A 22,785-nucleotide genomic window follows, 5' to 3' on the forward strand; every position below is an offset into this window, starting at 1 on the left:
TGTCCGGCGCGCGCAGGCAAGGGGGTCGTAGGAAAATTCGCAGCTTTTTTACATCAACTGGCATATTTCAGCCTCACTTGCCCCGGTTTCAGCCCGGTGCGCGGGCACTGACGACCCGGTCGCGCCCGTCCAGATCCGGAATCACGCGGATATCCGCCAGCCCGGTTGCGTCGAACAGCGCGGCTACCATACGGGCCTGGGTCGGGCCGATCTCAACCACCAGCCGCCCGCCCGGCATCAGATGGTCCGGCGCCCCAGCGGCGATGCGGCGATAGGCGCCCAGCCCGTCGCCCTCATCGGTTAGCGCCATGCGCGGCTCATGCTCGCGCACCTCGGCCGCCAGATCCTCCATCTCGTCGAGCGCGATATAGGGCGGGTTCGAAACAATCAGGTCGAACGCGCCTTCAATGTCGCTGAACCAGTCGGACTTCGCGATCTCGACCCGCGCATCGACCCGGTGCAGCACCGCATTGGCCCCTGCCTGCAGGCAGGCCCCCTCGCTCAGATCGATGCCCAGCCCGGTGGCGCTGGGTCGTTCGGCCAGCAGCGTGACCAGGATACAGCCCGAGCCCACGCCCAGATCCAGCACCCGGTCGAACGGCTCCGACAGCGCCGCCTCGATCAGCGTCTCGGTCTCGGGGCGCGGATCCAGCACGTCGCGGCTGACCTTGAAGCGGCGGCCATAGAAATCGCGCTCGCCCAGCAGGTGCGACACCGGCACCCGGATCGACCGCAGCGAAATAAGCTGTTCATATCGCTCGGCAATCTCCGGAGACAGCTCATCCGGAGCGATCAGGGTAACCCGACTGGCCTCGATCCGGGCGGCATGGGCCAGCAGCAGTCGCGCATCGCGCGCCGGATCGGCAACACCCGCCGCCCGCAGGCGCGCGGTCGCGGCCACCATGGCCTGTGCCGCTGTCGATGCGCCGCTCATTGCGCCATCTCGGCCAACAGCCGCGCCTGACCGTCGGCGGTCAGCGCGTCGATGACCTCGTCCAGATCGCCCTGCATCACCTGATCCAGCTTGTAGAGCGTCAGGTTGATCCGGTGATCGGTCATGCGGCCTTGAGGGAAATTATAGGTGCGGATGCGTTCCGACCGATCGCCCGAGCCCACCTGGCTGGCCCGATCCGCCGAGCGCTCGCTGTCGATGCGCTGGCGCTCCAGATCGTAAAGCCGGGTTTTGAGCACTTGCATCGCGATCTCGCGGTTGCGGTGCTGTGATTTCTCGGAACTGGTCACCACGATGCCGCTGGGAATGTGGGTGATCCGCACCGCCGAGTCGGTGGTGTTCACGTGCTGCCCGCCCGCGCCCGAGCTGCGCATGGTGTCGATGCGGATGTCATTCGCATCGATCTGGATGTCCACATCCTCGGCCTCGGGCAGAACCGCCACCGTCGCCGCCGAAGTGTGGATGCGCCCGCCGCTTTCGGTCTCGGGCACGCGCTGCACCCGGTGCACGCCGGATTCGTATTTCAGCCGGGCAAAGACGTTGGCACCCCTGATATGGGCCACCACTTCCTTGATGCCGCCCAGTTCGGTCTGCTGTTCCTCGATGATCTCGAACTGCCAGCCGCGCGCCTCGGCATAGCGCTGATACATCCGCAGCAGGTCGCCTGCAAACAACGCCGCCTCGTCCCCGCCGGTTCCGGGCCGGATTTCCAGCATCGCGGGCCGCGCATCGGCCTTGTCCTTGGGCAAGAGCGCCAGTTGCAGTGCATGCTCGGCCTCGGGGATGCGGGCCTGCAGGTCCGGGATCTCCTCTTCGGCCAATTCCTTCATATCCGGATCGGACAGCATCGCCTCGGCCTCGGCCAGATCGGCCACCAGTTGCCGCCACAGCGCGATCTGTTCGACCACCGGCTTGAGGTCGGAATACTCCTTGGCCAGCGCGGCGATATCCCCGCCCGACGCACCATCGGCCATGGCGGCTTCGAGATACTGAAACCGCTGGGTGATCTGTTCGAGGCGTTCTTCTGGGATCATCTGGGCGGTGTCCGACATCCCGGGGCTTTGGTCAAGGGGCCAGACTGTGCTAGGCTGGTGACATGAAACGATTTGTCGTCATCCTGTGCCTGCTGGCAAACCCGGTTCTGGCGGATGTGGTCGGCCCCGGCGGCAAGGTGCAGGACTGCTATTGCACCGACCGCTCCGGCGCCCGCGTTGAACTGGGCGAAATGATCTGCCTGCAGGTGGATGGCCGCATGTTCATGGCCCAGTGTCAGATGTCACTGAACGTGCCGATGTGGCGCGAGGTGCAGGAAGGGTGCTTGTCTTCGGAACTGCAGTCGGACTGGCCTGATCTCGGAATACCCTCTGCTTTCAACAACACCCTGTGATCTGTCAAAGATCGTCCCACCTGCTCAGCTTGTATTTCTTTCGCTGTTACCATCGGAGCAAAATGGACAGCGCAACAAGGGGAACTGCGGCCAAGACTGCAGGTCCGACAATGTCGGGGATACAAATTTTACTGTCTAACAAAAACCTAAGAGCCGCATTAACGGCTCCTATTGAAACGGCCAAGAAGAGAAACAGATACACATTCGACAGAGCCGACTCCCAATAAAGAAATGGCCTGGGTTCAAAGCCAATCACTGCCAGCCGTCGAAGGTCCGAGTCGATATTGATGTGCTTGGTTAGCCCGACACCTTCCATCTCAACCTGCGCGCGTTGGAACTTTCGCTCGTAGGAGCTGATGCCAGTTTCAGAGGGTGTATCCGTCACTCTGCTACACGCCCTTCACATCTGCCCCAGCCACCCGTCGACGCGTGCCTTGTTCACTCCAAAATCCTTGCGCCCGAACCTTAGACGCCCGTGAATGCGCAATCTGTCACCGTCTTGTTGCGCCGTGGTGTAGTCGGGAAACCCGATCACCTTGGTGCGCGAGATATAAGTGATCATACCCTCCTCCACCGACCCGGCCAGAACCTTGGTGCGCGGCGCTGCGCGGGCGATTGCGTCGAACCGCGCCAGCCCGTCCGGCCCGGTCTGCACCACCCGCAGGACACCGCCTTTGAAATCCCTGTCGGCCTCACCCTGCGGCGCCACGTGCCACTCCGCTGGATCCGACGGTGCCAGCCGTATGTAACCTGCCCCAAGGATCACCCCTATCAGCAGAAGCCAGAGAATGGTCATAACGCGTCCCATGAAACCCCTCGGAACAGACTAGTTGTTGAACGCGCCGCCACAGGCCACCCCTATCGCGACGTAACACCGGGAAGGACACATAGCAGTTCGTACAGCAGATTGGCGCCGGTCAGCGCCGTGTTGCCCGACGGATCGTAAGGCGGCGAGACCTCGACCAGATCGCATCCCACGATGTTGAGCCCCTTAAGCGCGCGGATCAGTTCCAGCGCCTGTGGTGTCGTCAGCCCACTGATCTCGGGCGTGCCGGTGCCGGGCGCATAGGCCGGATCGAGGCTGTCGATGTCATAGGTCACATAAACCGGACGATCCCCGATATCGCGGCGGATCTCGGTCGCCATCGGGGCCAGGCTGCGATGCCACAGATCCTCGGCCGGGAAATGCTGGAACCCCCAACCCTGCGCCTCGGTGAAATCCGTCGCCGCATAGCCCGAGCCGCGGATGCCGATCTGATAGGTCTTGTCGGGCCGGATCAGCCCCTCTTCATAAGCGCGGCGAAACACGGTGCCATGGGTCTCGCGCTCGCCGAACATCTCGTCATTCACATCCGCATGGGCGTCCACATGCACCAGTGCCACCGGCCCATGCCTGGCCGCCACCGCGCGCAGGATTGGCAGGGTGATCGAGTGATCACCCCCCATCGCCACAGGGATCACGCCACTGGCGAGAATGCCGTCATAGCTGGATTTGATGATCTTCAGGCTTTCGGCCAGCGAGAACGTGTTGATCGCCAGATCGCCGATATCGGCGATCTGCAGGCTGTCAAAGGGCGCCGCCCCCGTGGCCATGTTGTAGGGCCGGATCATCGCGCTTTCGGCGCGGATCTGTTTCGGCCCGAACCTTGTGCCCGACCGCCACGAGGTGCCGATATCCATCGGAATACCCAGCACCGCCACGCCCAACCCGTCCAGCGCACTGGCCTGCGGCAGACGCATGAAGGTATTCGGCCCGGAAAACCGCGCCAGATCGTTGCCGCTGATCGGTTGATTGAAGCTGCTCATGTGATCTTGTTCCATCCCAGCAAACAGATGATCTGCGTGGCGATATGGGCGCCTGCGATGGCGGTGGCGCCGGATGTGTCATAAGGCGGAGACACCTCGACCACATCGCCGCCCTTGATATTGATCCCGGCAATGTCGCGCAGGATGATCGAGGCCTGGATCGAGGTGATCCCGCCCCAGACCGGCGTGCCGGTGCCCGGGGCAAAGGCCGGGTCCAGCCCGTCGATGTCAAAGCTCAGATAAACCGGATTGTCGCCCACGATCCCCTTGATCTTCTGCGCCACGGCGGCGGGGCCGGATTCGTAGACCTCACGCGCGTCGATAATGTTGACGCCCAGCGTATCCTCGTTAGTGGTCCGTATCCCCACCTGAACCGAGCGTTTCGGGTCCACCAGACCCGATTTCACCGCCTTGTAGAACATGGTGCCGTGATCCACGCGGCTCATGTCATCGTCGGCCCAGGTGTCGGTATGGGCATCGAATTGCAGCAGCGACATCGGCCCGAATTTCTCGGCATAGGCCTTGAGGATCGGAAAGCTGATATAGTGGTCGCCCCCCAGCGTGACCGAGGCGACATCGGCGGCCAGAATGGTGCGGATATGCTCGGTCAGCGTGTCGGGAAAGGCCGGTATGTTGGCATAGTCATAGGCCATGTCGCCGTAATCGACGATGGCCAGCTCGCTCAGCGCATCAAACGGCCAGCCATAGGGCGCATCGGGCGATTGCAGCGCGCTGGCCTCGCGGATCGCGCGCGGTCCCAGCCGGGTGCCCGGGCGGTTCGTCACCGCCTGATCGAAAGGCACCCCGGTCACGGCAATATCGACGCCTTTCAGGTCCTTCGTATAGAGCCGCCGCAGAAAGGACGTCGCCCCGCCAAAGGTGTTTTCATAGGACAACCCCTTGAGTTCGGAATTGGTGAACGCCTCGTCCACCTGGGTCTTTGCATCTTCCAGAGCCATGCTGATTTGGTCCTTGCCTTGGTTCCCGGCAGAACGGCGACGCGCGAAAACGTCAAGCCACGGGCTGCGCCCTCTCCACGATCCGCGCGAAGAAGGACGCGCCCACCGGCGCGATATCGTCGTTGAAGTTGTATTTCGGATGGTGCAGGCCAGCCCCCTCGCCCTGCCCCAGGAACAGATAGGCGCCGGGCCGGACCTGCAGCATGTACGAGAAATCCTCGGCTCCCATCTCGCGCCCGGAATTGCCGCTGACACGCCCCTCGCCCGCAACCTCGCGCGCCACCTCAGCGGCAAACCCGGCCTTCTCGGGGTCGTTGATGGTGGCGGGATACCCCACGGTATATTCCAGTTCCGCCTCCACCCCGTATGACGCCGCCTGCCCCGCCACGATCTGCGCCATCCGCTCCCTCACCATCTTCTGCACCTGGCGGTCGAAAGTGCGCACGGTGCCGTTGATATAGGCGGTATCGGGGATCACATTGTCCACGGTGCCGGTGTGGATCTGGGTGACCGAGACAACCAGATCGTCCAGCGCATAATGGTTGCGGCTGACGATGGTCTGGATCGCCTGCGCGATGCCACAGGCCGCCATCACCGGATCGCGGGTTTCGTGCGGCATGGCCCCATGCCCGCCGGTGCCCTGGATGTGGATATCGAACGTGTCCACCGCCGCCATGATCGGCCCCGGCGTGGTATAGAACGCCCCCTCCTCGACGCCGGGCGCGTTGTGCAGCGCATAGACCTCGGCGATGTCGAAACGGTCCATGACGCCTTCATCCACCATGACACCCGCCCCGCCGCCGGTCTCTTCGGCGGGCTGAAAGATCAGCGCCACGCGGCCCGCAAAATTCCGCGTCTCGGCCAGATAGCGCGCCGCACCCAAAAGCATCGTGGTGTGCCCGTCATGCCCGCAGGCATGCATCTTGCCGGGATTTTGCGAGGCATAATCCATCCCCGTCTCCTCGGAAATCGGCAGCGCGTCCATATCGGCGCGCAACCCGATGGTCGGCCCCGCGCCCCGGCCTTCGATGATCGCAACGATCCCGGTCTCCGCAATCCCCTCATGGATCTCATCCACCCCGAACGCGCGCAGCCGCGCCGCAACGAAACCCGCCGTTTCAGCACAATCAAAGGCCAATTCCGGGATGGTATGCAGATGCCTGCGCCACGCCGTCATGTCGGCGGCAAACTCTGCAATACGGTTCACGATGGGCATTGAGGCTAGACTCCTTGGCCGGACTGCGGGATGGATGCATCTGACACCGGAACGAGGGCCTTCGCAATGCCAGAAAACCCGCTGATCCACGACTCCGAAGCCGGGATCGAACGCCTGCTGGAAATCATGCGCCGCCTGCGCGATCCGCAATCGGGCTGCCCGTGGGATATCGAGCAGGATTTCGCCACCATCGCGCCGTATACCATCGAAGAGGCCTACGAGGTCGCCGACGCCATCGAACGGCAGGCCTGGGACGAGTTGAAGGGCGAGTTGGGGGACCTCTTGTTCCAATCCGTCTTCCACGCCCAGATGGCCGAAGAAGCCGGGCATTTTGGCTTTCAGGACGTGGTGCGCACCATGTCCGACAAGATGGTCGACCGCCATCCGCATGTCTTCGGCGACGAGAATCGCGACAAATCCGCCGAACAGCAGACCCGCGACTGGGAGGCGATCAAGGCCGCCGAGCGCGAAGGCAAGAAACAGAAAGGCGCGCTGGACGGCGTCGCCGCCAACCTGCCCGCCCTGCTGCGCGCCTACAAGCTGCAGAAACGCGCCGCCCGCGTCGGGTTCGATTGGCCCGATGCCAGCTTCGTGCTGGCCAAGATCACCGAGGAGGCCGCCGAACTGCAAGAGGCGCGCGACACCATGGACGCCGACGCGCTCGAAGACGAATTCGGCGACCTGCTCTTCGTGATCGTCAATCTCGGCCGCCATCTGGGCATCGAACCCGAGGCCGCCCTGCGCCGCACCAACGCCAAGTTCACCCGCCGCTTCGCGCAGGTCGAGGCGCGCCTGGCCGCGCGCGGACGCACCCCGCAGCAAAGCACGCTGGACGAGATGGACGCGCTCTGGGACGAGGTCAAACACGAAGAGAAACGGGCCGGCAAGATCACCGCCTGATGCTTCTTCTTGCTCCAAATACGCAAAGCCCGGCCTATGCGCCCGCGCGCCCTCTGGACAAGGGCGGGCCGGAATGCAACTGTCCCGCTTCGCAAGCGAGGAGCCGCAGATGAGCGCGCGCAAGATCATCATCGACACCGACCCCGGACAGGACGACGCGGTTGCCATCCTGCTGGCCCTGGCCAGCCCCGACGAGATCGAGCTTCTGGGCATCACCGCCGTTGCCGGCAACGTGCCCCTGGCCCTGACCGCCAAGAACGCGCGCATCGTCTGCGAACTGGCCGGAAAGACGGATGTGCCGGTCCATGCGGGCTGCGAGGCACCGCTCACACGCAAGCTGGTCACCGCCGAACATGTGCATGGCAAGACCGGGCTCGACGGCCCCGTCCTACCCGATCCCGAGATGCCGCTGGCCGAGGGCCACGGCGTCGATTTCATCATCGACACCCTGCGCGCGCAGGACCCCGGCACCGTGACGCTCTGTCCGCTGGGTCCGCTCACCAATATTGCCACCGCCTTTCAGAAGGCCCCCGACATCGTCACCCGCGTGCAGGAGATCGTGCTGATGGGTGGCGCCTATTTCGAGGTGGGCAACATCACGCCCACAGCCGAATTCAACATCTATGTCGACCCGGAAGCCGCTGATATCGTGTTCAAATCCGGCGCTCCCATCGTGGTGATGCCGCTCGATGTCACCCACAAGGCTCTGGTCACCAAACCCCGCAACGACGCCTTTCGCGCGTTGGACAGCGGCGTCGGCACCGCCGTGGCCGAAATGACCGATTTCTTCGAACGTTTCGACAAGGAAAAATACGGCTCCGAAGGCGCCCCGCTGCACGATCCCTGCGTCACCGCCTATCTGATCCGGCCTGAGCTGTTCAAGGGCCGCCACATCAATGTCGAGATCGAGACCCAATCCGATCTGACCCTCGGCATGACCGTCGCCGACTGGTGGGGTGTGACCGACCGCGCGCCCAACGCGCTGTTCATGGGCGATCTGGACGCGAACGGGTTTTTTGCCCTGCTCACCGAACGGCTGGCCCGGCTATGAGTGCCGCGCTGCGCCTAGCCCGCCCCGATGACCTCGACCGGCTGATGTCCCTCGTCGGGGCCTTTCATGCCGAAGAGGGCCTGCAGGACACCGATGAGACACGCCGCGAGGCGCTGCTGCCGCTGCTCGAAGGCATTCCGCATGGCTGCGTCTACCTGATCGGCCCTGCCCGCGCGCCGTTGGGTTATATCGTCATCACCTTCGGCTGGTCGGTCGAGTTTGGCGGCATGGACGGCTTCGTGGACGAGATTTATATCCGCCCCGCCGTGCGCGGGCGCGGCATCGCCTCCGAAATCCTGCTGGACCTGCCCAAGGCTCTGGCGGCGGCGGGCGTCAAGGCGCTGCATCTGGAAGTGGACCGCGAGAACGAAAAGACCCAGCGCCTCTACCTGCGCACCGGCTTCAAGGCGCGCGAGCGTTACATGCTGATGACAAAACCGCTCTGACCCTCACAGGTCCTTGCCGAAAAACAGCAGGTTCTCGGCGAAATCGGCGGGCGGATCGTAAAACGGCGCAATCGGATCGAAGCCGAGGCTTTCATACAACCGGATCGCCTCATGCAACCGCGTGGTCGTGTCCAGCACCATCCGGCGATACCCGTCGCGCCGGGCCTGCGCCATCGCCTCCACACAGATCGCCCGTGCCGCGCCATGGCCACGCGCGGCCTCGCTGACATAGACCCGCTTGATCTCGCATACACCGTCCGCAACCCGGTGGGTCATGCCGCAACCGACGACCTGCCCCTCCAGATCCGCCACGAATATCGCGCCCTCGGGCGGCTTGTGCAGGTTCGGCAGGCGGGCCAGCAGATCCTCGAATGTGTCACTGTTGTAGTAGCGATGCAGAAACTGCGGATGATCTGGCCAGCGTTCGGCCAGCACGGCGCGATAGGCACGGCAGAGCGCCCGCACTGCGGCGTGATCACGATCGCTTTGCGGCTGTCTGACGGTAAGCTGCGCCATTGTCTCTCTCAGGTACCGGTCAAGTTTAAACTCAGGCTTCCGTGGTGCAATCCCGGCAAGGCCCCGCCCGCCCGGAACCGTTCCGGCAAGAATTGGCTCCCGCTCAAAACATGGCCCCGCATCAACACTAAGTTCTGTCCGTTCGGGCCTGCTCAACCTCGCGGCCCGGAGCAAAAACAGACAACGGAGATGATCCATGAAGTTCTGGATGATAGGTACATTGAGCCTTGCGAGCGTCACCTTATCGGCCTGCGACACGCTCACGCCCGAGCAGCGCACCGTCGCCGGCGTTGCGGGCGGCGCGGCCGCTGGCCTGATCGCGGCGGACGTGCTCGAAGCCGATGATGACTGGCGCCTGATCGCCGCCCTTGCCGGGGCCGCCACCGGTACCGTGGTGGCGCAGAACAACCGGACCCAGCAATGCGCCTATGCGCGGGGCGACGGCACCTACTACACCGCCGCCTGCTGACAAGAACTGAAAACCCCGCCGGAGACTGGTCCGGCGGGGTCTATAACGCAAATCGCGCTGTCAGCCGGCCCGATCAGGTCGCCGGGGGCAACACCACGCAATCGCTGGCATCCAGTTCCTGAACCGGGTCGGTCGGGCCGCATTCCTCGCCGCTGACCGGATAGGTCTCAGGCTCGGTGCAGGCCGCAAGCAAAGTCAGAAACGCAGTGAGCGCCAGCATGGACAATCTTGTCGGGGTCATATCGGTCTCCTTTCACTCCGGGACGTCGCGAAAAGGATGAACATATGCCCCGCCGCCAGGCGTTGACGTCGATCAAACCGGCCATATGACGTTGCGGAAATGCAAAACCCCCGCCGGTTCGACGGGGGTTTTTCAGGCCGGATTCGGCCCCAGTTATTTCAGGATCGAACGGCCTGCATATTCGGCCACCTCACCCAAGCTTTCCTCGATCCGGATCAGTTGGTTGTACTTGGCCAGCCGGTCCGAACGCGCCAGTGAGCCGGTCTTGATCTGACCACAATTCGTGGCCACGGCCAGATCGGCGATGGTGGCATCCTCGGTCTCGCCCGAGCGGTGCGACATCACGTTGGTGTAACGCGCCCGGTGCGCCATATCGACAGCGCGCAGGGTTTCGGTCAACGAGCCGATCTGGTTCACCTTGACCAGCATCGAGTTGGCGCAGCCCCGCCCGATGCCGTCAGCCAGACGCGCCGGATTGGTCACGAACAGGTCGTCCCCCACCAGTTGCACCTTGTCGCCGATGGCGTCGGTCAGCGCCTTCCAGCCGTCCCAGTCATCCTCGGACATACCGTCCTCGATCGAGATGATCGGATAGTCGTCCACCAGCGCCGCCAGATAGGCCACATTCTCGTCGCTGCTCAGGGTCTTGCCCTCGCCCGACAGCACGTATTTGCCATCCTTGAAGTATTCGGTCGCGGCGCAATCGAGCGCGAGGTAGATTTCCTCGCCCGGCTTGTAGCCCGCCTTCTCGACCGATTTCAGAATGAAATCCAGCGCTTCACGGGTCGAGGCGATGTTGGGGGCAAAACCGCCCTCGTCGCCGATACCGGTGCTCAGCCCCGCCGCCGACAGCTCTTGCTTGAGCGTGTGAAACACTTCGGACCCCATGCGCACCGCGTCGCGGATATTGTCCGCAGCCACCGGCATGATCATGAACTCCTGAATGTCGATGGGGTTGTCGGCATGTTCGCCGCCATTGATGATGTTCATCATCGGCACCGGCAGCACCCGGGCCGAGGTGCCGCCCACATAGCGATAAAGCGGCTGGGTGGTGAAATCCGCCGCCGCCTTGGCCACCGCCAGCGACACGCCCAGAATGGCATTGGCGCCCAGACGGCCCTTGTTCTCGGTCCCGTCCAGTTCGATCATCGTGGTGTCGATGGCCACCTGCTCGGTCGCATCGAAACCCACCAGTTCCTCGGCAATCTCACCGTTGACGGCTGCAACCGCCTCCAGAACGCCCTTGCCCAGATACCGGCCCTTATCGCCATCGCGCTTTTCCACCGCCTCATAGGCCCCGGTCGAAGCACCCGAGGGCACGGCGGCGCGGCCCATGGTGCCGTCCTCCAGGATCACGTCCACCTCAACCGTGGGATTGCCCCGGCTGTCCAGGATTTCGCGCGCGTGGATGTCGATAATGGTGCTCATGAAGCCGATCCCTGACTATGCGTTGAGTTGCCAGCGTCATAGCAGCACCGGGTGAAAAGTAAACCGGGATTGTTATCGCTAACACGCGCCAAAGCGGCGGTTTAGGGCGAATGCCCTGGTGTTTGCGCCAACAACCGGCGGCAAATCTCCGATCTGAGGCAGCAGGCCGCAGGTCAGGCCGCGGCCAGCGCCATCTCGCGGGCCAGACGGCGTTCACGCACAAAGGTGTAAAGCCCCGACCCGATGATCAGAGACGCGCCCATCAGGGTCAGCGTGTCGGGCCTCTCTCCAAAGACCAGCATGCCCGCAAGGATTGAGAACAACAGCCGCGTGTAGCGGAACGGGGTAATCGCCGAGGCCTCACCCACCCGCATCGCGGTGACGATGCCATAATATCCCAGCACGCCGAAAGCCAAGGCCCCGGCATAGGGCCAGATCTGCCCAGGCTGCAGCGGCACGACCGGTTCCGAGGTGAACAGCATCAGCGCCGCGCCGGACAGGATCAGCGCCAGATAGGCCTGCGAGGCGACCACCGCCGACGGCACCCTGTGGTTGATCAGCCGGGTGATCAGATCGCGCGCCGCGATGGCGATGACGGTGGCCACCACAAAGAGCGACTCGGGCTGAAACCCGTCGGTGCCGGGGCGGATGATCAGCAAGACGCCCGCAAAGCCCACAAAGATCGCGCTCCACCGGCGCCAGCCCACCTGTTCACCCATGAACAGCGCCGCGCCCATGGTTATGGTCAACGGCAAGGCCTGAAACACGGCGGCCACGGTCGAGAGATCGACCAGAGACAAGGCGGTCACGAAGGTCAGCGCGCCCACGGTCTCAGTCGCGGCGCGCAGCAACGGAATCGGCTGCCAGGCCTGCCGCAGAAAGATGCGTTTGCGGGTGACAACCGCCATGCCCAGAAACACAATCGAGCTGACCACCCCCAGAACCACCAGGATCTGCCCGGTCGAAACGGTATCCGAGAGCTGCTTGACGAACATGTCCTCAAGCGTGAAGGCCGCCATCGAGGCGATCACCAGCAGGATGCCGTTTACGTTGTTCATGCGCGTTTCCATCGGTTCCGGGGCCGGACATCCAGACCACCAAAACCGCATGGCTCCAATCACGGCAAGCGCTATTGCGCCAAGTCTGATGAAATGACGTTGGGCGCCCCATCGCGTTTCGTGATGGGTCCTGACCCTAGCTCTTTTTGATCGGAACGCCGTAAAGCTCCAGCTTGTGCCCCTTGAGCCGGTAGCCCAGCTTGGCCGCGATCTTTTCCTGCAGCACCTCGATCTCGGGATCGACGAATTCGATCACCTCGCCCGAGTTCAGGTCGATCAGGTGGTCGTGATGGTCGCGCTCGGCATCCTCATACCGCGCCCGCCCGTCGCCGAATTCGAGGCGTTCGAGGATGCCCGCTTCTTCGAACAATTTGACGGTCCGGTAGACGGTTGCGATCGAAATCCCGTCATCCAGCGCCGAGGCGCGGGCATAGAGCTCTTCGACATCGGGGTGATCATCGCTCTCTTGCAGCACCCGGGCGATGATCCGGCGCTGTCCGGTCATCCGCAGGCCCTTGGCCTCGCAGCGGGCGATGATCGTGTCCGGCATGATGCCTCCCCTCGGTTTCTGGTCCACTGGTTTAATACGTCCGGGCGCGGACGGCTACAGGGTTTTGTGATCTGCGCCAAGCGGTTTGTGCAGGTGCCGGGTCGTCGGGCTGCTCACCCCGCAAGGCGCAGATCGGCCCAGACCGGCAGGTGGTCGGATGCGATATGCGCCGGGCGGTCGGCATGTACGCCATGGGCCCGCACCGAAAGCCCGGAACTGAGCGCGATGCGGTCGAGCGACCCCAGCGGCTGCGCCGCCGGAAAGCTGGGTAGCGGCGGCAGAAAGCGCATGTCGGGCACCAGATGATCCAGAACCGGCTGGCGCGACCAGTCGTTGAAATCCCCGGCCCAGACGGTGGGCATGTCGGACAGGGCGCGGCTGTCCTGCCGCATGTGGATCACCTGTTCGCGGCGGGACCGCGCCAGCAGGCCCAGATGCAGGCCGACGACCCGCAACGGGCCGAGAACGGTGTCGAACTCCACCCGGACCGCACCGCGCGGCTCGAACCCCGGCAGGTCGTGATGGCCGGTCTTGCGCACTGTGATATCGGGCCCCCGCCAGATCACCGCATTGCCATGCCATCCAAGGCTGCCCGCCCCACCCAGATCGGCGATCTGCCAGCCTGCCTCGTCCAGCATGAAATGCGGCAGCGCGGCGGGGCGTGGGGGCAGGCGCTTGTCAGCCTCCTGCAGCACCACGATCTGCGCGCCCAAACGCTCAAGCACCTGCATAATGCGCTGCGGCTGGCGGCGCAGGTCGAGGCCGACGCATTTCTGGATGTTGTAACTGGCCAGACGCAAGGTATCGGGGCGCGGAGAATCGGGTCTGGTCATTGCAATCCGGTTTTTCTGGTATGTTCCTAGTTTGCCATTGCCATCGGGCAGTGCAAGGCCCTGACCGATTCTGTGGTGGAAAGCGTGAAAGAAGGGGGCTGTCTGCCCCCTCGCCCGGATTGCATCCGGGCTTCACCCCCGAGGATATTTTTAAACAGAAGAAGGATCAGGTGCCGCAGAAGGTGGCGCGGACGATCTCCGAGTCCGCCGGTGGGCGGGTGAGGTCGGTGTAGTCGGGCTGATCGTCATAAGGTGCCGTCAGGACGGCGCTGAGACGCTGGAACGGTGTGTAGTCGCCCTGAACGGCAGCCTGGATCATCTGTTCGACGCGGTGATTGCGCGGGATGAAGGCCGGGTTGGCCGTATGCATCGTCGCGTGGGGGTCGGTCTCGCGCGCGGTGCGAGCCTGCCAGGTCTCGGCCCAGACGTCATAGGCGGCGGGGTCGGTGAACTGGTCGCGGGCGGTCTCGCTGCCGAGCGCGCGGAAGGTGTTGGTGAAATCGGCCTGATTCTGCGCCATGCGGGTGAGCAGGTCGGAGATGAGTTGCAGGTCACCTTCCTCCGCCGTGGCAAGGCCGATCTTGGCGCGAAAACGGGTCAGCCAGTGCTCTTGCAGCAGATCGGGCATGGCGTGCACGATTTCGGTGGCCTCTTCGACGGCGGCTTGTTTGTCCTCCATCTGCTGGATCAGCGCGGTCGCCAGTTGGGCCACATTCCACACCGCAATATCGGGCTGGTTGGCATAGGCATAGCGTCCCATCCGGTCGATGGAACTGTAGACCGTATTCGGGTGGTAGCTGTCCATGAAGGCGCAGGGGCCGTAGTCGATGGTCTCGCCCGCGATCGAGCAATTGTCGGTGTTCATCACCCCATGGATGAAGCCTACGCTCATCCATTGCGCGATCAGGCTGGCCTGTGCGTCGCGGACGCATTTGAGCAGCCCCATCGAGCCTTGCGCGTCCGGGTAGTGGCGGGAGATGGCGTAGTCGGTCAGCGCCTTCAGGCTGGCCAGATCGCCGCGCGCCGCGAAGACCTGAAAGGTGCCGACGCGCAGATGGCTTTGCGCCACCCGGGTCAGCACGGCGCCGGGCATCGGCGCCTCACGCAGCACGACCTCACCGGTTTCCACGGCAGCCAGCGCCCGGGTGGTCGGGATGCCGAGCGCATGCATCGCCTCCGAGATCACGTATTCGCGCAGCACTGGCCCCAGCCAGGCACGGCCATCGCCCTGCCGCGAAAACGGCGTGCGGCCCGAACCCTTGAGTTGAATGTCGCGGCGGATACCGTCCGTCCCCACCGTCTCGCCCAGCAGCACCGCGCGCCCGTCGCCCAGTTGCGGGTTGTAATGGCCGAACTGATGGCCGGAATAGAGCTGCGACAGCGGCTGGGCGCCGTCTGGAATGGCGTTGCCCGCAAAGGTCTGCGCCATCTCCTCGACCTCACCGGGGGCGATCCCCATCAGCCGGGCCAGATCGTCATTGAACGCGACCAGCTTTGGCGCGCCCACCGGTTCCGGCTTTTGCCGCGCGTAGAAAGCGCCCGGCAGGCGGGCATAAGAATTGTCGAACGGGATCGTCAGGGTCATGCGCCGAACATATGCCGCAGATGCAGGATTGCCATAGCGGATCCTGCGCGCGCCTTGCATAATCGCCCCGAAAACCCACGAGGCGCCCATGACCCCGCAAGAGATCATCGACCATCTGCAATTGCAGGCCCACCCCGAGGGCGGCTGGTACCGTCAGACATGGGTTGCCGGGAATGAAGGCCGCGCCACCGGCACCTGCATCTATTTCCTGCTGCAGGCGGGCGAGGTCAGCCACTGGCACAAGGTGGATGCCACCGAGATCTGGCTCTATCATTCGGGCGCCCCGCTGGTGCTGTCGATGAGCGCCACCCGGGACGGCCCGGCGCAGGACCACGTGCTGACCCCAGACCTGAGCCAAGGCGCGCCGCAACTGATCGTGCCGGAAAACCACTGGCAAGCCGCCCGCAGCACCGGAGATTACACGCTGGTCAGTTGCACCGTCTCACCGGGCTTCCGGTTCGAGGGGTTCGAACTGGCCGAACCCGGCTTCGACATCCCGCGCGGCTGACCTCAGCGCCTCAATCCGCCATCCGGCCAAAGGGCCAGAGCCGTCCTTTCATGCTCCAACTGAGGCCAAACGCCACCAGCGCGAGCGCCTCGAACCAGAAGGTCAGATCGTTGCGGTTCCACCAGTCCAGCCCGCTCGTGCCCGGCCGGAACACCAGCGCCTTTATGACCAGCGCCGCGATCGCCAGCAGGATCAGCAGGCCAAAGATCAGATACCAACGGTTGCGGCGCCCCTTGTTCGCCCCCAGCCGAATCTCTTTGTTCTCGGCGCGCAGCGCACAGGTTTTGGACTGCGGGCGCCGAAAGACGACGATCGAGAAATAGGCCAGGATCAGGAACATGCCCCCAGCGGAAATGAAATGCAGGTTGGTCAGGATCACGTTCGTAACCCCCGTGCCCGCCCAGAAATCGAACCCCGGCACACCGGTCACCGTTGGCGGATCAAACGCGTCTCCGCCCTTGGCATCGTTCAGAAACACCCGCGCCGTGCTGCCGTCGAACGACTCGCAGCCCGCTCCATCCGTCGGGAAAAACGCCACACCCCAGGCACAGAGCCCGGCCAGACGCGCCAGCCAGATATCCAGCGGCTTGTGCCCCAGATACCCGTCCACCCGGCCCGTCGTACCGGTCTGCCCATCCGGCAACTTGTAGAAGAACAACAGCAACACGCCGATGAAGCTGAGCGCGCCCACCAGAATATCGCCCCCGATCCGCGTGAAGTAATAATGGCTGATCGAATCGATGGTCGGGCAGGCCCCGCCAAGCCCACCGGCCACCAGCAAGGCAAACGGCAATCCGAAAGCGGCAAGTCCGACGCTCTTGTTGATCGCCCTGAGGCTGACCTGAAACGGCAGGCCGCTGTCGGCATCCTGTTCAAGTACATGAAATTCCTGTTCTGAAATCATCTACAACCCTCCACCGGAGTCTACCAATGGGGGCATCATCACCCGCAACAGGCGATCTGACAAGAATCCCCTGTGACCGGGCTTGTGAGTGAGGCTTTGACGCGGCAGGCTGGGCACCATGGATCACACGGCCCTGATCAAATCCCTGCCTGCCGAGACCCGCGCCGAGTTGATGCAGCGGTCGGACGGGCTCGGGCTGCGCCATCTGGCGCTCTATCTCGGCGCGCTCCTGCTGTGTACGGCGGGGATTACCGCGCGCATACCTCTCTGGCCTGTTCTCCTGCTGCCGCAGGGCATTCTGCTGACGTTCCTGTTCACACTGTCACACGAATGCACCCACAAGACACCGTTCCGGTCCGGCTGGCTGAACGAGGCGGTGGGGCATCTGGTGGCGCTGCTCATCGCCCTGCCCTTCGTCTGGTTCCGCTATTTCCACCTGGCCCATCACAAATGGACCAACGACCCCGAGCGCGACCCCGAACTGGCGGGCAAGCCGCGCCCCGACAGTTGGGCCAGCCTGCTCATCTATCTCAGCGGCTGGTTCTATTGGAAAGGCATGGCCGGCACCCTGATCCGAAACGCCCTTGGCCGCATCGACGCACCCTACCTGCCCGCGCGCCAGCACGGTGCGATGCGGCTTGAGGCGCGGGTTTTGCTGGCGCTCTATGCACTGGCGGCGCTCAGCCTGCTGGCCTCACCGCTGCTGTTTTGGGTCTGGCTGCTGCCCCTGCTGTTGGGCCAGCCCGTCCTGCGCCTCTATCTGCTGGCCGAACACGGACTATGCCCCCCGGTGGCCAACATGCTGGAAAACTCCCGCACCACCTTCACCAACCGGATCGTTCGGTTTCTGGCGTGGAACATGCCCTACCATGCCGAGCATCACGCGCTTCCGAACGTCCCCTTCCACAAGCTGCCCGCGTTCCACGACTGGACCCGGGCGCATCTGAAATCGACCTCGGACGGCTATATCGAATTCACGTCAGACTACGCACGCTCGCTGGCACGCTGACGATCCCGCCCCCGACCAGCGCCTTCACGCCGGTTGTGCCGGGGCACGAGGTCGGCATACGCCGGGCCACACGCACGGCAAGATAGGCAAACGCCTGCGCCTCGAGCATGTCGCCGTTCAGCCCGACGCTCTCGACCGGTTCGACCGGACAGTCGAGCGACACCCGCAGCATCTCCATCAGCACCGGGTTATGACGCCCGCCGCCGGTGACCAGCAGGCGCGTGGGCGATTTGGGACAATGCTCCATCCCTTGCGCCACTCCGGCGGCACACATGGCGGTCAGAGTGGCCACCGCGTCGGCATCGCTCAGCTCTTTCACCAACCCGATCATCTCGGCAAAATCGTTCCGGTCCAGGGATTTGGGCGGCATTCGCGAGAAATAGGGCTCGGCCAGAAACAGCTCCAACGCGCCGGTTTCCACCGTGCCCTTCATCGCCACCGCCCCGTCGCGATCCATCGGCAACCCCAGCCGCGCACGCATCAGATCATCAATCGGCGCATTGGCCGGACCGGTGTCAAAGGCCAGCAGCGCGCCCGGCTCTTCCGGCCGGTCAAAACACGGATCCACATAGGTCAGGTTGCCGACACCCCCAAGGTTGAGGAAACACAGTGGCTCGGTCGCGCCCATCCATTGGGCGCAGGCAAAGTGAAAGAACGGCGCCAGCGGCGCGCCCTCGCCGCCCATGGCCACATCGTCAGAGCGGAAATCCCACACCACCGGCACCTTCAGCGCATCGGCCAGCGCCGTGCCATCCCCCACCTGCAAGGTGCCCTTCCCGCGCGGATCATGTGCCAGCGTCTGACCGTGAAAGCCCACCATTTCGACATCCTCGAACCCGGCCAGCGCCTCGGCATGGATACGGGTGGTCAGGGCGGCGGCGGCCTCGACCTCCTCCCCCTGCCACTTGCCCAGACTGGCGCGCAGAACCGCGCGTTCTTCTTCGGAATAAGAGCGGTACCGGCTGTCACCGAAGTCGAAGATCGACAGCCCGTCGGTCTCGACCATCGCGGCGTCGACCCCATCCAGAGACGTGCCCGACATCGCCCCCAGCGCCCGTACTGCCCCGGCCTTCGATATGGCCTTGTTCATGGCCTTGTCCTTCCGTTCCCTGCCGCCGCGTTCCACCGCGTATTTTTGCACCGATACCCGGTTTCCACTTTCCGGAATGCCCTTTATACCGTGCAACGCAATTCAGACCCGAGGCAAGACATGACCTACCATCCCAAATCGGATTTCATCGCAGTGATGATGGAGCGCGGCTTTCTCGCCGACTGCACCGATTACCAGGGCCTCGACGAGGCGCTGCTACAGGGATGCCAGCCCGCCTATATCGGGTTCGACGCGACCGCCGAGTCGCTGCATGTGGGCTCGCTCATCCAGATCATGATGCTGCGCTGGCTGCAGAAAACCGGCCACAAGCCGATCACGCTGATGGGCGGCGGCACCACCAAGGTGGGCGACCCGTCTTTCCGCGCCGACGAACGCCCGCTGCTGGGGCCCGAGCAGATCGACGCCAATATCGCCGGTATCCGCAAGGTGTTCGCGGCCTATATCGACTATGACAGCGACGCCGGGAACGCGGCGCGCATGCTGAACAATGCCGAGTGGCTGGACGATCTCAACTATCTCGATTTCCTGCGCGATATCGGGCGGCATTTCTCGGTCAACCGGATGCTCTCGTTCGAGTCGGTGAAATCGCGGCTGGATCGCGAACAATCGCTCAGCTTCCTCGAATTCAACTACATGATCCTGCAGGCCTATGACTTCCTCGAGCTGAACCGCCGCTATGGCTGCATCCTGCAGATGGGCGGCTCGGACCAGTGGGGCAACATCGTCAACGGCATCGACCTGACCCGCCGGGTGCTGGATCACGAGATCTACGGCCTGACCTCGCCGCTGCTGACCACCAGCGACGGCAAGAAGATGGGCAAATCGCAATCCGGTGCCGTCTGGCTGAACGGTGACATGCTTTCCCCGTATGAGTTCTGGCAGTTCTGGCGCAACACCACCGACGCGGATGTGGGCCGGTTCCTGAAGCTCTATACCGAGCTGCCGGTGGAGGAATGCAACCGTCTGGGCGCACTGGAAGGCTCCGAAGTCAACGCCGCCAAGGTGATCCTCGCCAACGAGGTCACCGCGCTGCTGCACGGGCGCGAGGCCGCTGCCGCCGCCGAGGCCACCGCCCGCGGTGTCTTTGTAGACGCGAAAACTGCACGTCTGAACATCAAAACGTACCCTGCCCAAGTATCGGCGCTGCCGACCCTCACATTAACTGAAGAAGAGGTTTCAGCCGGAATCTCGGTAGTTCAACTGTTCGTTCGCTCCGGCCTCGCCAAGTCGGGCAAAGAGGCCAAGCGCCTGATCGCCGAGAACGGTGCCCGCATGGACGACGCACCGCTGACCGATGCCGGGCTGATGATCGACGCCGGAGCCCTGACCTCCCCCATCAAGCTGAGCGCGGGCAAGAAACGCCACGCGCTGGTGCAGCTAGGCTAACCAAACAACAAGCCGATCAGGCTGAGCACCACAAACACCAGAACCGACAAGGCGGTCGCCAGCAACAGGGCGGCTGCCTTTGTCATGCGCGGGGTTGGTGCCGTCATACCGAACACTTTTGTCATGACCGGCATTAACCGCGATTTAGGTTTCTGTCCGGTTAATGGCGACCATGTTCGATGCCGCCAGCCCGCCCCTGCAACAAAGCCCCGAATTCGCCGCCGCTCTGCGCGCCATCGGGCGGCCTCCGCTGACCCTCCCCGATGGCACCCTTGCCCTGCGCAGCCGCATCTGCGGCCTGCCCGTCGCCTTGCTGGCGCGCAGCCGCCCCTGCCCCAACGCACTTCCCGACCTCCTCAAGGAAACGGGCCTGCGGAACACACTTCTTGTTCTCAGTCCCGACAACTCCACTCCCGATCTGGCCCGTCTCGGCGCGGTCCCGGTGATGAGCCCCGTCACACTCGCCGAACTGGACCTGACCGGCGACCTGCGCGCCAACCTGCGCGGCAAATGGCGCAACCGGCTGGTGCATGTGGAAAAGCAGGACCTGCGAGTCACCCGGCAAAACATGCCGCTCGACCCGGCCCACTGGCTCTTCAAGGAAGACACCGCTCAGCAGCGCCAGCGCGGTTACCGCAGTTGGCCCACCGACCTGACGCTGGCCTATGCGCGGGAAAACCCCCGCCAAGCCAAGCTCTTCACCGCACTCGCGGGCAAAACCCCGGTCGCGGCGATGCTGTTTCTCTGTCATGGCCGGGCCGCCACCTATCACATCGGCCACACCACCGCGCGCGGACGGCACCATTCGGCCCACACCCTGCTGATGTGGGAGGCGATGCGCTGGCTGGCGCGCAAGGGATATCACCGCCTCGATCTCGGCCTGATCTCGACCGAGGACGCACCCGGCCTCGCCCGGTTCAAACTGGGCACGGGCGCGCAGGCCCGCCCCCTTGGCGGCACCTGGCTCTGGTGGCCGCGCCTCGGCAAAACCTTGCGTCCGCTTGCCGCGCTCGATGCACGCCTGATGCAGAGCGGCTGGACAGACACCCCCTGCGTGGATTATTTGAACACACGTTCATATCGGGGGAAGAGGAAACCGCCATGCAGCTCAACACCACATCCGCAGTGATCACCGGCGGCGCCTCGGGGCTAGGAGAGGCCACCGCCCGCCATTTCGCCGAAAAAGGCGCGCAGGTCACCATCCTCGACCGCGACGCCGAGCGCGGCCAGCAGGTCGCCACCGAGATCGGCGGGCATTTTGCCCAGACCGATGTGACGGACGAGGCCTCGGTCGCCGCCGCCATTGCCCAAGCGACCGACAAGATGGGCAAGATCACCGCGTGCGTGAACTGCGCCGGGATCGCCTATGGCATCAAGACCGTGGGCAAGGACGGCCCGCACCCGCTGGACGCGTTTCAGCGCACCATCGACATCAATCTGGTCGGCACTTTCAACGTCTCGCGCCTCGCCGCCGCCGAGATGGCCAAAAACGAGCCCGAACCCGACGGCGCCCGCGGGGTGATCGTCAACACCGCCTCGATCGCCGCCTTCGACGGGCAAAAGGGTCAGGCGGCCTATGCGGCGTCCAAGGGCGGCGTCGTGGGCATGACCCTGCCGATGGCGCGCGATCTGGCCTCGACCGGCATCCGGGTGATGACCATCGCGCCGGGCATCTTCATGACCCCGATGCTGGCCGGCCTGCCCGAAGAGGTGCAGCAGCAGCTCGCCGCCGATGTGCCCAACCCCGCCCGCCTCGGTGACCCGCGCGAATACGGGCGTCTGGCCGGGTTCATCGTCGAGATGGGCTATCTGAACGGAGAGGTCATCCGCATCGACGGCGCACTCAGGATGCGGTAGACCGCACGCCATGAGCGAGCGGCAGAAAATGGAGGCAGGCGACTGGTATTGCTGCCTCGACCCCGAACTTGAGGCGCTGCGCCAGCGCGCCCGCCGCGCCGTTCACGCTCACAACACCTGCCCGCCCGACGATCGCGGCGCCATGGCGCCCGAGTTGGCTGCGCTTTTCGCAGCACTCGGGCAGGACTGCCTGATCGAGGCGCCGTTCCACTGCGCCTACGGGATCAACCTGTCGCTGGGGAATCGGGTCTATTTCAACGCGGGTTGCGTCGTGCTCGACACCGCCCCGGTGCGGATCGGCAACGACACCATGTTCGGCCCGGCGGTACAGATCTACTGTGCCCAACACGCCAAGGACCCGGCCGGGCGGGCGGAAGGGCTGGAAATTGCCCTGCCCGTCATCATCGGTGAAAACGTCTGGGTCGGCGGCGGCGCGATCATCATGCCCGGCGTCACCATCGGCGACCGGGCGATCGTCGGAGCGGGCAGCGTCGTGACCCGCGATGTGCCCGCCGACGCCACCGTTGTGGGCAGCCCGGCGCGAAACATAGGTTGATCGCCCGCCACTGCCCGGTTTGCGACAGCACGAAAAGCCCGGCCCGCGAATGGCATG

26 protein-coding genes are annotated in these 22,785 nt (G+C 64.1%); 11 read left to right on the forward strand and 15 right to left on the reverse strand.

The genetic code is table 11. From position 1 onward, the window contains the following. Positions 1-88 precede the first annotated feature (88 nt). Complete coding sequence (prmC, locus tag GOX53_RS05140; RefSeq protein WP_171174108.1) at positions 89-934, reverse strand: peptide chain release factor N(5)-glutamine methyltransferase; 846 nt, start codon at positions 932-934, stop codon at positions 89-91. Then, positions 931-1,986, reverse strand: a complete 1,056-nt coding sequence (prfA, locus tag GOX53_RS05145) for a peptide chain release factor 1 (protein ID WP_171174821.1) — start codon at positions 1,984-1,986, stop codon at positions 931-933. The genes prmC and prfA overlap by 4 nt, the downstream gene beginning before the upstream one ends. Before the next feature lie 62 nt (positions 1,987-2,048). Between prfA and GOX53_RS05150 the strand changes: the two genes are divergently transcribed. Next, positions 2,049-2,339, forward strand: coding sequence for a hypothetical protein (locus GOX53_RS05150; protein ID WP_171174110.1), 291 nt, complete (start codon positions 2,049-2,051; stop codon positions 2,337-2,339). A gap of 400 nt (positions 2,340-2,739) precedes the next feature. Here the strand turns inward: GOX53_RS05150 and GOX53_RS05155 are convergent, their stop codons facing one another. The 4 genes from GOX53_RS05155 to GOX53_RS05170 form a co-directional block, all read right to left on the reverse strand. After that, positions 2,740-3,135: a DUF1499 domain-containing protein gene (locus GOX53_RS05155; RefSeq protein WP_371810254.1), complete on the reverse strand. Its 396-nt coding sequence runs from the start codon at positions 3,133-3,135 to the stop codon at positions 2,740-2,742. Positions 3,136-3,197: 62 nt separating this feature from the next. Next, entirely contained in the window at positions 3,198-4,145 is a 948-nt protein-coding gene (speB, locus tag GOX53_RS05160) for an agmatinase (RefSeq protein ID WP_171174114.1), read from the reverse strand. After that, complete coding sequence (gene speB, locus GOX53_RS05165; RefSeq protein WP_171174116.1) at positions 4,142-5,104, reverse strand: agmatinase; 963 nt, start codon at positions 5,102-5,104, stop codon at positions 4,142-4,144. Before speB (GOX53_RS05165) ends, speB (GOX53_RS05160) begins: the two co-directional genes overlap by 4 nt. Positions 5,105-5,156: 52 nt before the next feature. Further along, entirely contained in the window at positions 5,157-6,320 is a 1,164-nt protein-coding gene (locus tag GOX53_RS05170; protein WP_171174117.1) for a M20 aminoacylase family protein, read from the reverse strand. Between the two features lie 66 nt (positions 6,321-6,386). Between GOX53_RS05170 and mazG the strand changes: the two genes are divergently transcribed. From mazG to GOX53_RS05185, 3 genes are all read left to right on the forward strand, one after another. Next, a complete protein-coding gene (gene mazG / locus GOX53_RS05175) occupies positions 6,387-7,220 on the forward strand; it encodes a nucleoside triphosphate pyrophosphohydrolase (protein WP_171174824.1) in 834 nt (277 codons plus the stop codon). Positions 7,221-7,329: 109 nt separating this feature from the next. Then, positions 7,330-8,271: a nucleoside hydrolase gene (locus GOX53_RS05180; protein ID WP_171174119.1), complete on the forward strand. Its 942-nt coding sequence runs from the start codon at positions 7,330-7,332 to the stop codon at positions 8,269-8,271. Further along, a complete protein-coding gene (locus GOX53_RS05185; RefSeq protein WP_171174121.1) occupies positions 8,268-8,717 on the forward strand; it encodes a GNAT family N-acetyltransferase in 450 nt (149 codons plus the stop codon). The genes GOX53_RS05180 and GOX53_RS05185 overlap by 4 nt, the downstream gene beginning before the upstream one ends. Positions 8,718-8,720: 3 nt before the next feature. On the opposite strand, the gene GOX53_RS05190 is transcribed toward GOX53_RS05185, so the two are convergent. Next, positions 8,721-9,233 carry a GNAT family N-acetyltransferase gene (locus tag GOX53_RS05190; protein ID WP_171174123.1) on the reverse strand — a complete coding sequence of 171 codons (513 nt, stop codon included), beginning with the start codon at positions 9,231-9,233 and terminating at the stop codon, positions 8,721-8,723. A 208-nt stretch (positions 9,234-9,441) separates the two neighbouring features. On the opposite strand from GOX53_RS05190, the gene GOX53_RS05195 reads away from it, so the two are divergent. Further along, positions 9,442-9,702, forward strand: coding sequence for a glucose-6-phosphate isomerase (locus tag GOX53_RS05195; protein ID WP_254446478.1), 261 nt, complete (start codon positions 9,442-9,444; stop codon positions 9,700-9,702). Between the two features lie 73 nt (positions 9,703-9,775). Here the strand turns inward: GOX53_RS05195 and GOX53_RS05200 are convergent, their stop codons facing one another. The 6 genes from GOX53_RS05200 to GOX53_RS05225 all read right to left on the reverse strand — a co-directional run bounded on the left by GOX53_RS05200 (position 9,776) and on the right by GOX53_RS05225 (position 15,397). Continuing rightward, on the reverse strand, positions 9,776-9,943 hold the full coding sequence (locus tag GOX53_RS05200; RefSeq protein WP_171174127.1) for a hypothetical protein: 168 nt from the start codon (positions 9,941-9,943) through the stop codon (positions 9,776-9,778). A 153-nt stretch (positions 9,944-10,096) separates the two neighbouring features. Further along, positions 10,097-11,371, reverse strand: a complete 1,275-nt coding sequence (eno, locus tag GOX53_RS05205) for a phosphopyruvate hydratase (RefSeq protein WP_171174129.1) — start codon at positions 11,369-11,371, stop codon at positions 10,097-10,099. A gap of 173 nt (positions 11,372-11,544) precedes the next feature. After that, positions 11,545-12,429, reverse strand: coding sequence for a DMT family transporter (locus tag GOX53_RS05210; RefSeq protein ID WP_171174131.1), 885 nt, complete (start codon positions 12,427-12,429; stop codon positions 11,545-11,547). A 136-nt stretch (positions 12,430-12,565) separates the two neighbouring features. Next, positions 12,566-12,979 carry a Fur family transcriptional regulator gene (locus GOX53_RS05215; protein WP_171174133.1) on the reverse strand — a complete coding sequence of 138 codons (414 nt, stop codon included), beginning with the start codon at positions 12,977-12,979 and terminating at the stop codon, positions 12,566-12,568. A gap of 113 nt (positions 12,980-13,092) precedes the next feature. After that, complete coding sequence (locus GOX53_RS05220) at positions 13,093-13,812, reverse strand: endonuclease/exonuclease/phosphatase family protein (RefSeq protein WP_171174135.1); 720 nt, start codon at positions 13,810-13,812, stop codon at positions 13,093-13,095. Positions 13,813-13,978: 166 nt separating this feature from the next. Continuing rightward, positions 13,979-15,397, reverse strand: a complete 1,419-nt coding sequence (locus GOX53_RS05225) for a YdiU family protein (RefSeq protein ID WP_171174137.1) — start codon at positions 15,395-15,397, stop codon at positions 13,979-13,981. Between the two features lie 88 nt (positions 15,398-15,485). Here GOX53_RS05225 and GOX53_RS05230 point away from each other — a divergent pair, with 88 nt between their 5' ends. Then, entirely contained in the window at positions 15,486-15,905 is a 420-nt protein-coding gene (locus GOX53_RS05230) for a cupin domain-containing protein (RefSeq protein WP_171174140.1), read from the forward strand. Between the two features lie 10 nt (positions 15,906-15,915). On the opposite strand, the gene GOX53_RS05235 is transcribed toward GOX53_RS05230, so the two are convergent. After that, on the reverse strand, positions 15,916-16,809 hold the full coding sequence (locus tag GOX53_RS05235; RefSeq protein WP_171174142.1) for a hypothetical protein: 894 nt from the start codon (positions 16,807-16,809) through the stop codon (positions 15,916-15,918). 118 nt (positions 16,810-16,927) lie between these two features. Between GOX53_RS05235 and GOX53_RS05240 the strand changes: the two genes are divergently transcribed. After that, the gene (locus GOX53_RS05240) at positions 16,928-17,818 is read left to right on the forward strand and encodes a fatty acid desaturase (protein ID WP_171174144.1); all 891 of its coding nucleotides are present in this window, start codon (positions 16,928-16,930) and stop codon (positions 17,816-17,818) included. Here the strand turns inward: GOX53_RS05240 and GOX53_RS05245 are convergent. Continuing rightward, positions 17,784-18,908: an anhydro-N-acetylmuramic acid kinase gene (locus GOX53_RS05245; RefSeq protein WP_171174146.1), complete on the reverse strand. Its 1,125-nt coding sequence runs from the start codon at positions 18,906-18,908 to the stop codon at positions 17,784-17,786. The genes GOX53_RS05240 and GOX53_RS05245 overlap by 35 nt on opposite strands. Positions 18,909-19,028: 120 nt before the next feature. On the opposite strand from GOX53_RS05245, the gene tyrS reads away from it, so the two are divergent. The 4 genes from tyrS to GOX53_RS05265 all read left to right on the forward strand — a co-directional run bounded on the left by tyrS (position 19,029) and on the right by GOX53_RS05265 (position 22,728). Then, the gene (gene tyrS, locus GOX53_RS05250) at positions 19,029-20,315 is read left to right on the forward strand and encodes a tyrosine--tRNA ligase (RefSeq protein ID WP_171174148.1); all 1,287 of its coding nucleotides are present in this window, start codon (positions 19,029-19,031) and stop codon (positions 20,313-20,315) included. A gap of 172 nt (positions 20,316-20,487) precedes the next feature. Further along, positions 20,488-21,444 carry a GNAT family N-acetyltransferase gene (locus tag GOX53_RS05255; protein ID WP_171174150.1) on the forward strand — a complete coding sequence of 319 codons (957 nt, stop codon included), beginning with the start codon at positions 20,488-20,490 and terminating at the stop codon, positions 21,442-21,444. Further along, entirely contained in the window at positions 21,417-22,172 is a 756-nt protein-coding gene (locus GOX53_RS05260; RefSeq protein ID WP_171174152.1) for a 3-hydroxyacyl-CoA dehydrogenase, read from the forward strand. Before GOX53_RS05255 ends, GOX53_RS05260 begins: the two co-directional genes overlap by 28 nt. 10 nt (positions 22,173-22,182) lie before the next feature. Then, complete coding sequence (locus tag GOX53_RS05265; RefSeq protein ID WP_171174154.1) at positions 22,183-22,728, forward strand: sugar O-acetyltransferase; 546 nt, start codon at positions 22,183-22,185, stop codon at positions 22,726-22,728. Positions 22,729-22,785: the final 57 nt, after the last annotated feature.

The organism is Ruegeria sp. HKCCD8929 (genome assembly GCF_013031405.1).
In the GTDB taxonomy this organism is placed as follows: domain Bacteria; phylum Pseudomonadota; class Alphaproteobacteria; order Rhodobacterales; family Rhodobacteraceae; genus Ruegeria.

Excerpts from the sequence above, each read along its gene's own strand:
- prmC (WP_171174108.1), bottom strand. The coding sequence starts at position 934 with ATGAGCGGCGCATCGACAGCGGCACAGGCCATGGTGGCCGCGACCGCG.
- prfA (WP_171174821.1), bottom strand. The coding sequence starts at position 1,986 with ATGATCCCAGAAGAACGCCTCGAACAGATCACCCAGCGGTTTCAGTAT.
- GOX53_RS05150 (WP_171174110.1), top strand. The coding sequence starts at position 2,049 with ATGAAACGATTTGTCGTCATCCTGTGCCTGCTGGCAAACCCGGTTCTG.
- GOX53_RS05155 (WP_371810254.1), bottom strand. The coding sequence starts at position 3,135 with ATGACCATTCTCTGGCTTCTGCTGATAGGGGTGATCCTTGGGGCAGGT.
- speB (WP_171174114.1), bottom strand. The coding sequence starts at position 4,145 with ATGAGCAGCTTCAATCAACCGATCAGCGGCAACGATCTGGCGCGGTTT.
- speB (WP_171174116.1), bottom strand. The coding sequence starts at position 5,104 with ATGGCTCTGGAAGATGCAAAGACCCAGGTGGACGAGGCGTTCACCAAT.
- GOX53_RS05170 (WP_171174117.1), bottom strand. The coding sequence starts at position 6,320 with ATGCCCATCGTGAACCGTATTGCAGAGTTTGCCGCCGACATGACGGCG.
- mazG (WP_171174824.1), top strand. The coding sequence starts at position 6,387 with ATGCCAGAAAACCCGCTGATCCACGACTCCGAAGCCGGGATCGAACGC.
- GOX53_RS05180 (WP_171174119.1), top strand. The coding sequence starts at position 7,330 with ATGAGCGCGCGCAAGATCATCATCGACACCGACCCCGGACAGGACGAC.
- GOX53_RS05185 (WP_171174121.1), top strand. The coding sequence starts at position 8,268 with ATGAGTGCCGCGCTGCGCCTAGCCCGCCCCGATGACCTCGACCGGCTG.
- GOX53_RS05190 (WP_171174123.1), bottom strand. The coding sequence starts at position 9,233 with ATGGCGCAGCTTACCGTCAGACAGCCGCAAAGCGATCGTGATCACGCC.
- GOX53_RS05195 (WP_254446478.1), top strand. The coding sequence starts at position 9,442 with ATGATAGGTACATTGAGCCTTGCGAGCGTCACCTTATCGGCCTGCGAC.
- GOX53_RS05200 (WP_171174127.1), bottom strand. The coding sequence starts at position 9,943 with ATGACCCCGACAAGATTGTCCATGCTGGCGCTCACTGCGTTTCTGACT.
- eno (WP_171174129.1), bottom strand. The coding sequence starts at position 11,371 with ATGAGCACCATTATCGACATCCACGCGCGCGAAATCCTGGACAGCCGG.
- GOX53_RS05210 (WP_171174131.1), bottom strand. The coding sequence starts at position 12,429 with ATGAACAACGTAAACGGCATCCTGCTGGTGATCGCCTCGATGGCGGCC.
- GOX53_RS05215 (WP_171174133.1), bottom strand. The coding sequence starts at position 12,979 with ATGCCGGACACGATCATCGCCCGCTGCGAGGCCAAGGGCCTGCGGATG.
- GOX53_RS05220 (WP_171174135.1), bottom strand. The coding sequence starts at position 13,812 with ATGACCAGACCCGATTCTCCGCGCCCCGATACCTTGCGTCTGGCCAGT.
- GOX53_RS05225 (WP_171174137.1), bottom strand. The coding sequence starts at position 15,397 with ATGACCCTGACGATCCCGTTCGACAATTCTTATGCCCGCCTGCCGGGC.
- GOX53_RS05230 (WP_171174140.1), top strand. The coding sequence starts at position 15,486 with ATGACCCCGCAAGAGATCATCGACCATCTGCAATTGCAGGCCCACCCC.
- GOX53_RS05235 (WP_171174142.1), bottom strand. The coding sequence starts at position 16,809 with ATGATTTCAGAACAGGAATTTCATGTACTTGAACAGGATGCCGACAGC.
- GOX53_RS05240 (WP_171174144.1), top strand. The coding sequence starts at position 16,928 with ATGGATCACACGGCCCTGATCAAATCCCTGCCTGCCGAGACCCGCGCC.
- GOX53_RS05245 (WP_171174146.1), bottom strand. The coding sequence starts at position 18,908 with ATGAACAAGGCCATATCGAAGGCCGGGGCAGTACGGGCGCTGGGGGCG.
- tyrS (WP_171174148.1), top strand. The coding sequence starts at position 19,029 with ATGACCTACCATCCCAAATCGGATTTCATCGCAGTGATGATGGAGCGC.
- GOX53_RS05255 (WP_171174150.1), top strand. The coding sequence starts at position 20,488 with ATGTTCGATGCCGCCAGCCCGCCCCTGCAACAAAGCCCCGAATTCGCC.
- GOX53_RS05260 (WP_171174152.1), top strand. The coding sequence starts at position 21,417 with ATGCAGCTCAACACCACATCCGCAGTGATCACCGGCGGCGCCTCGGGG.
- GOX53_RS05265 (WP_171174154.1), top strand. The coding sequence starts at position 22,183 with ATGAGCGAGCGGCAGAAAATGGAGGCAGGCGACTGGTATTGCTGCCTC.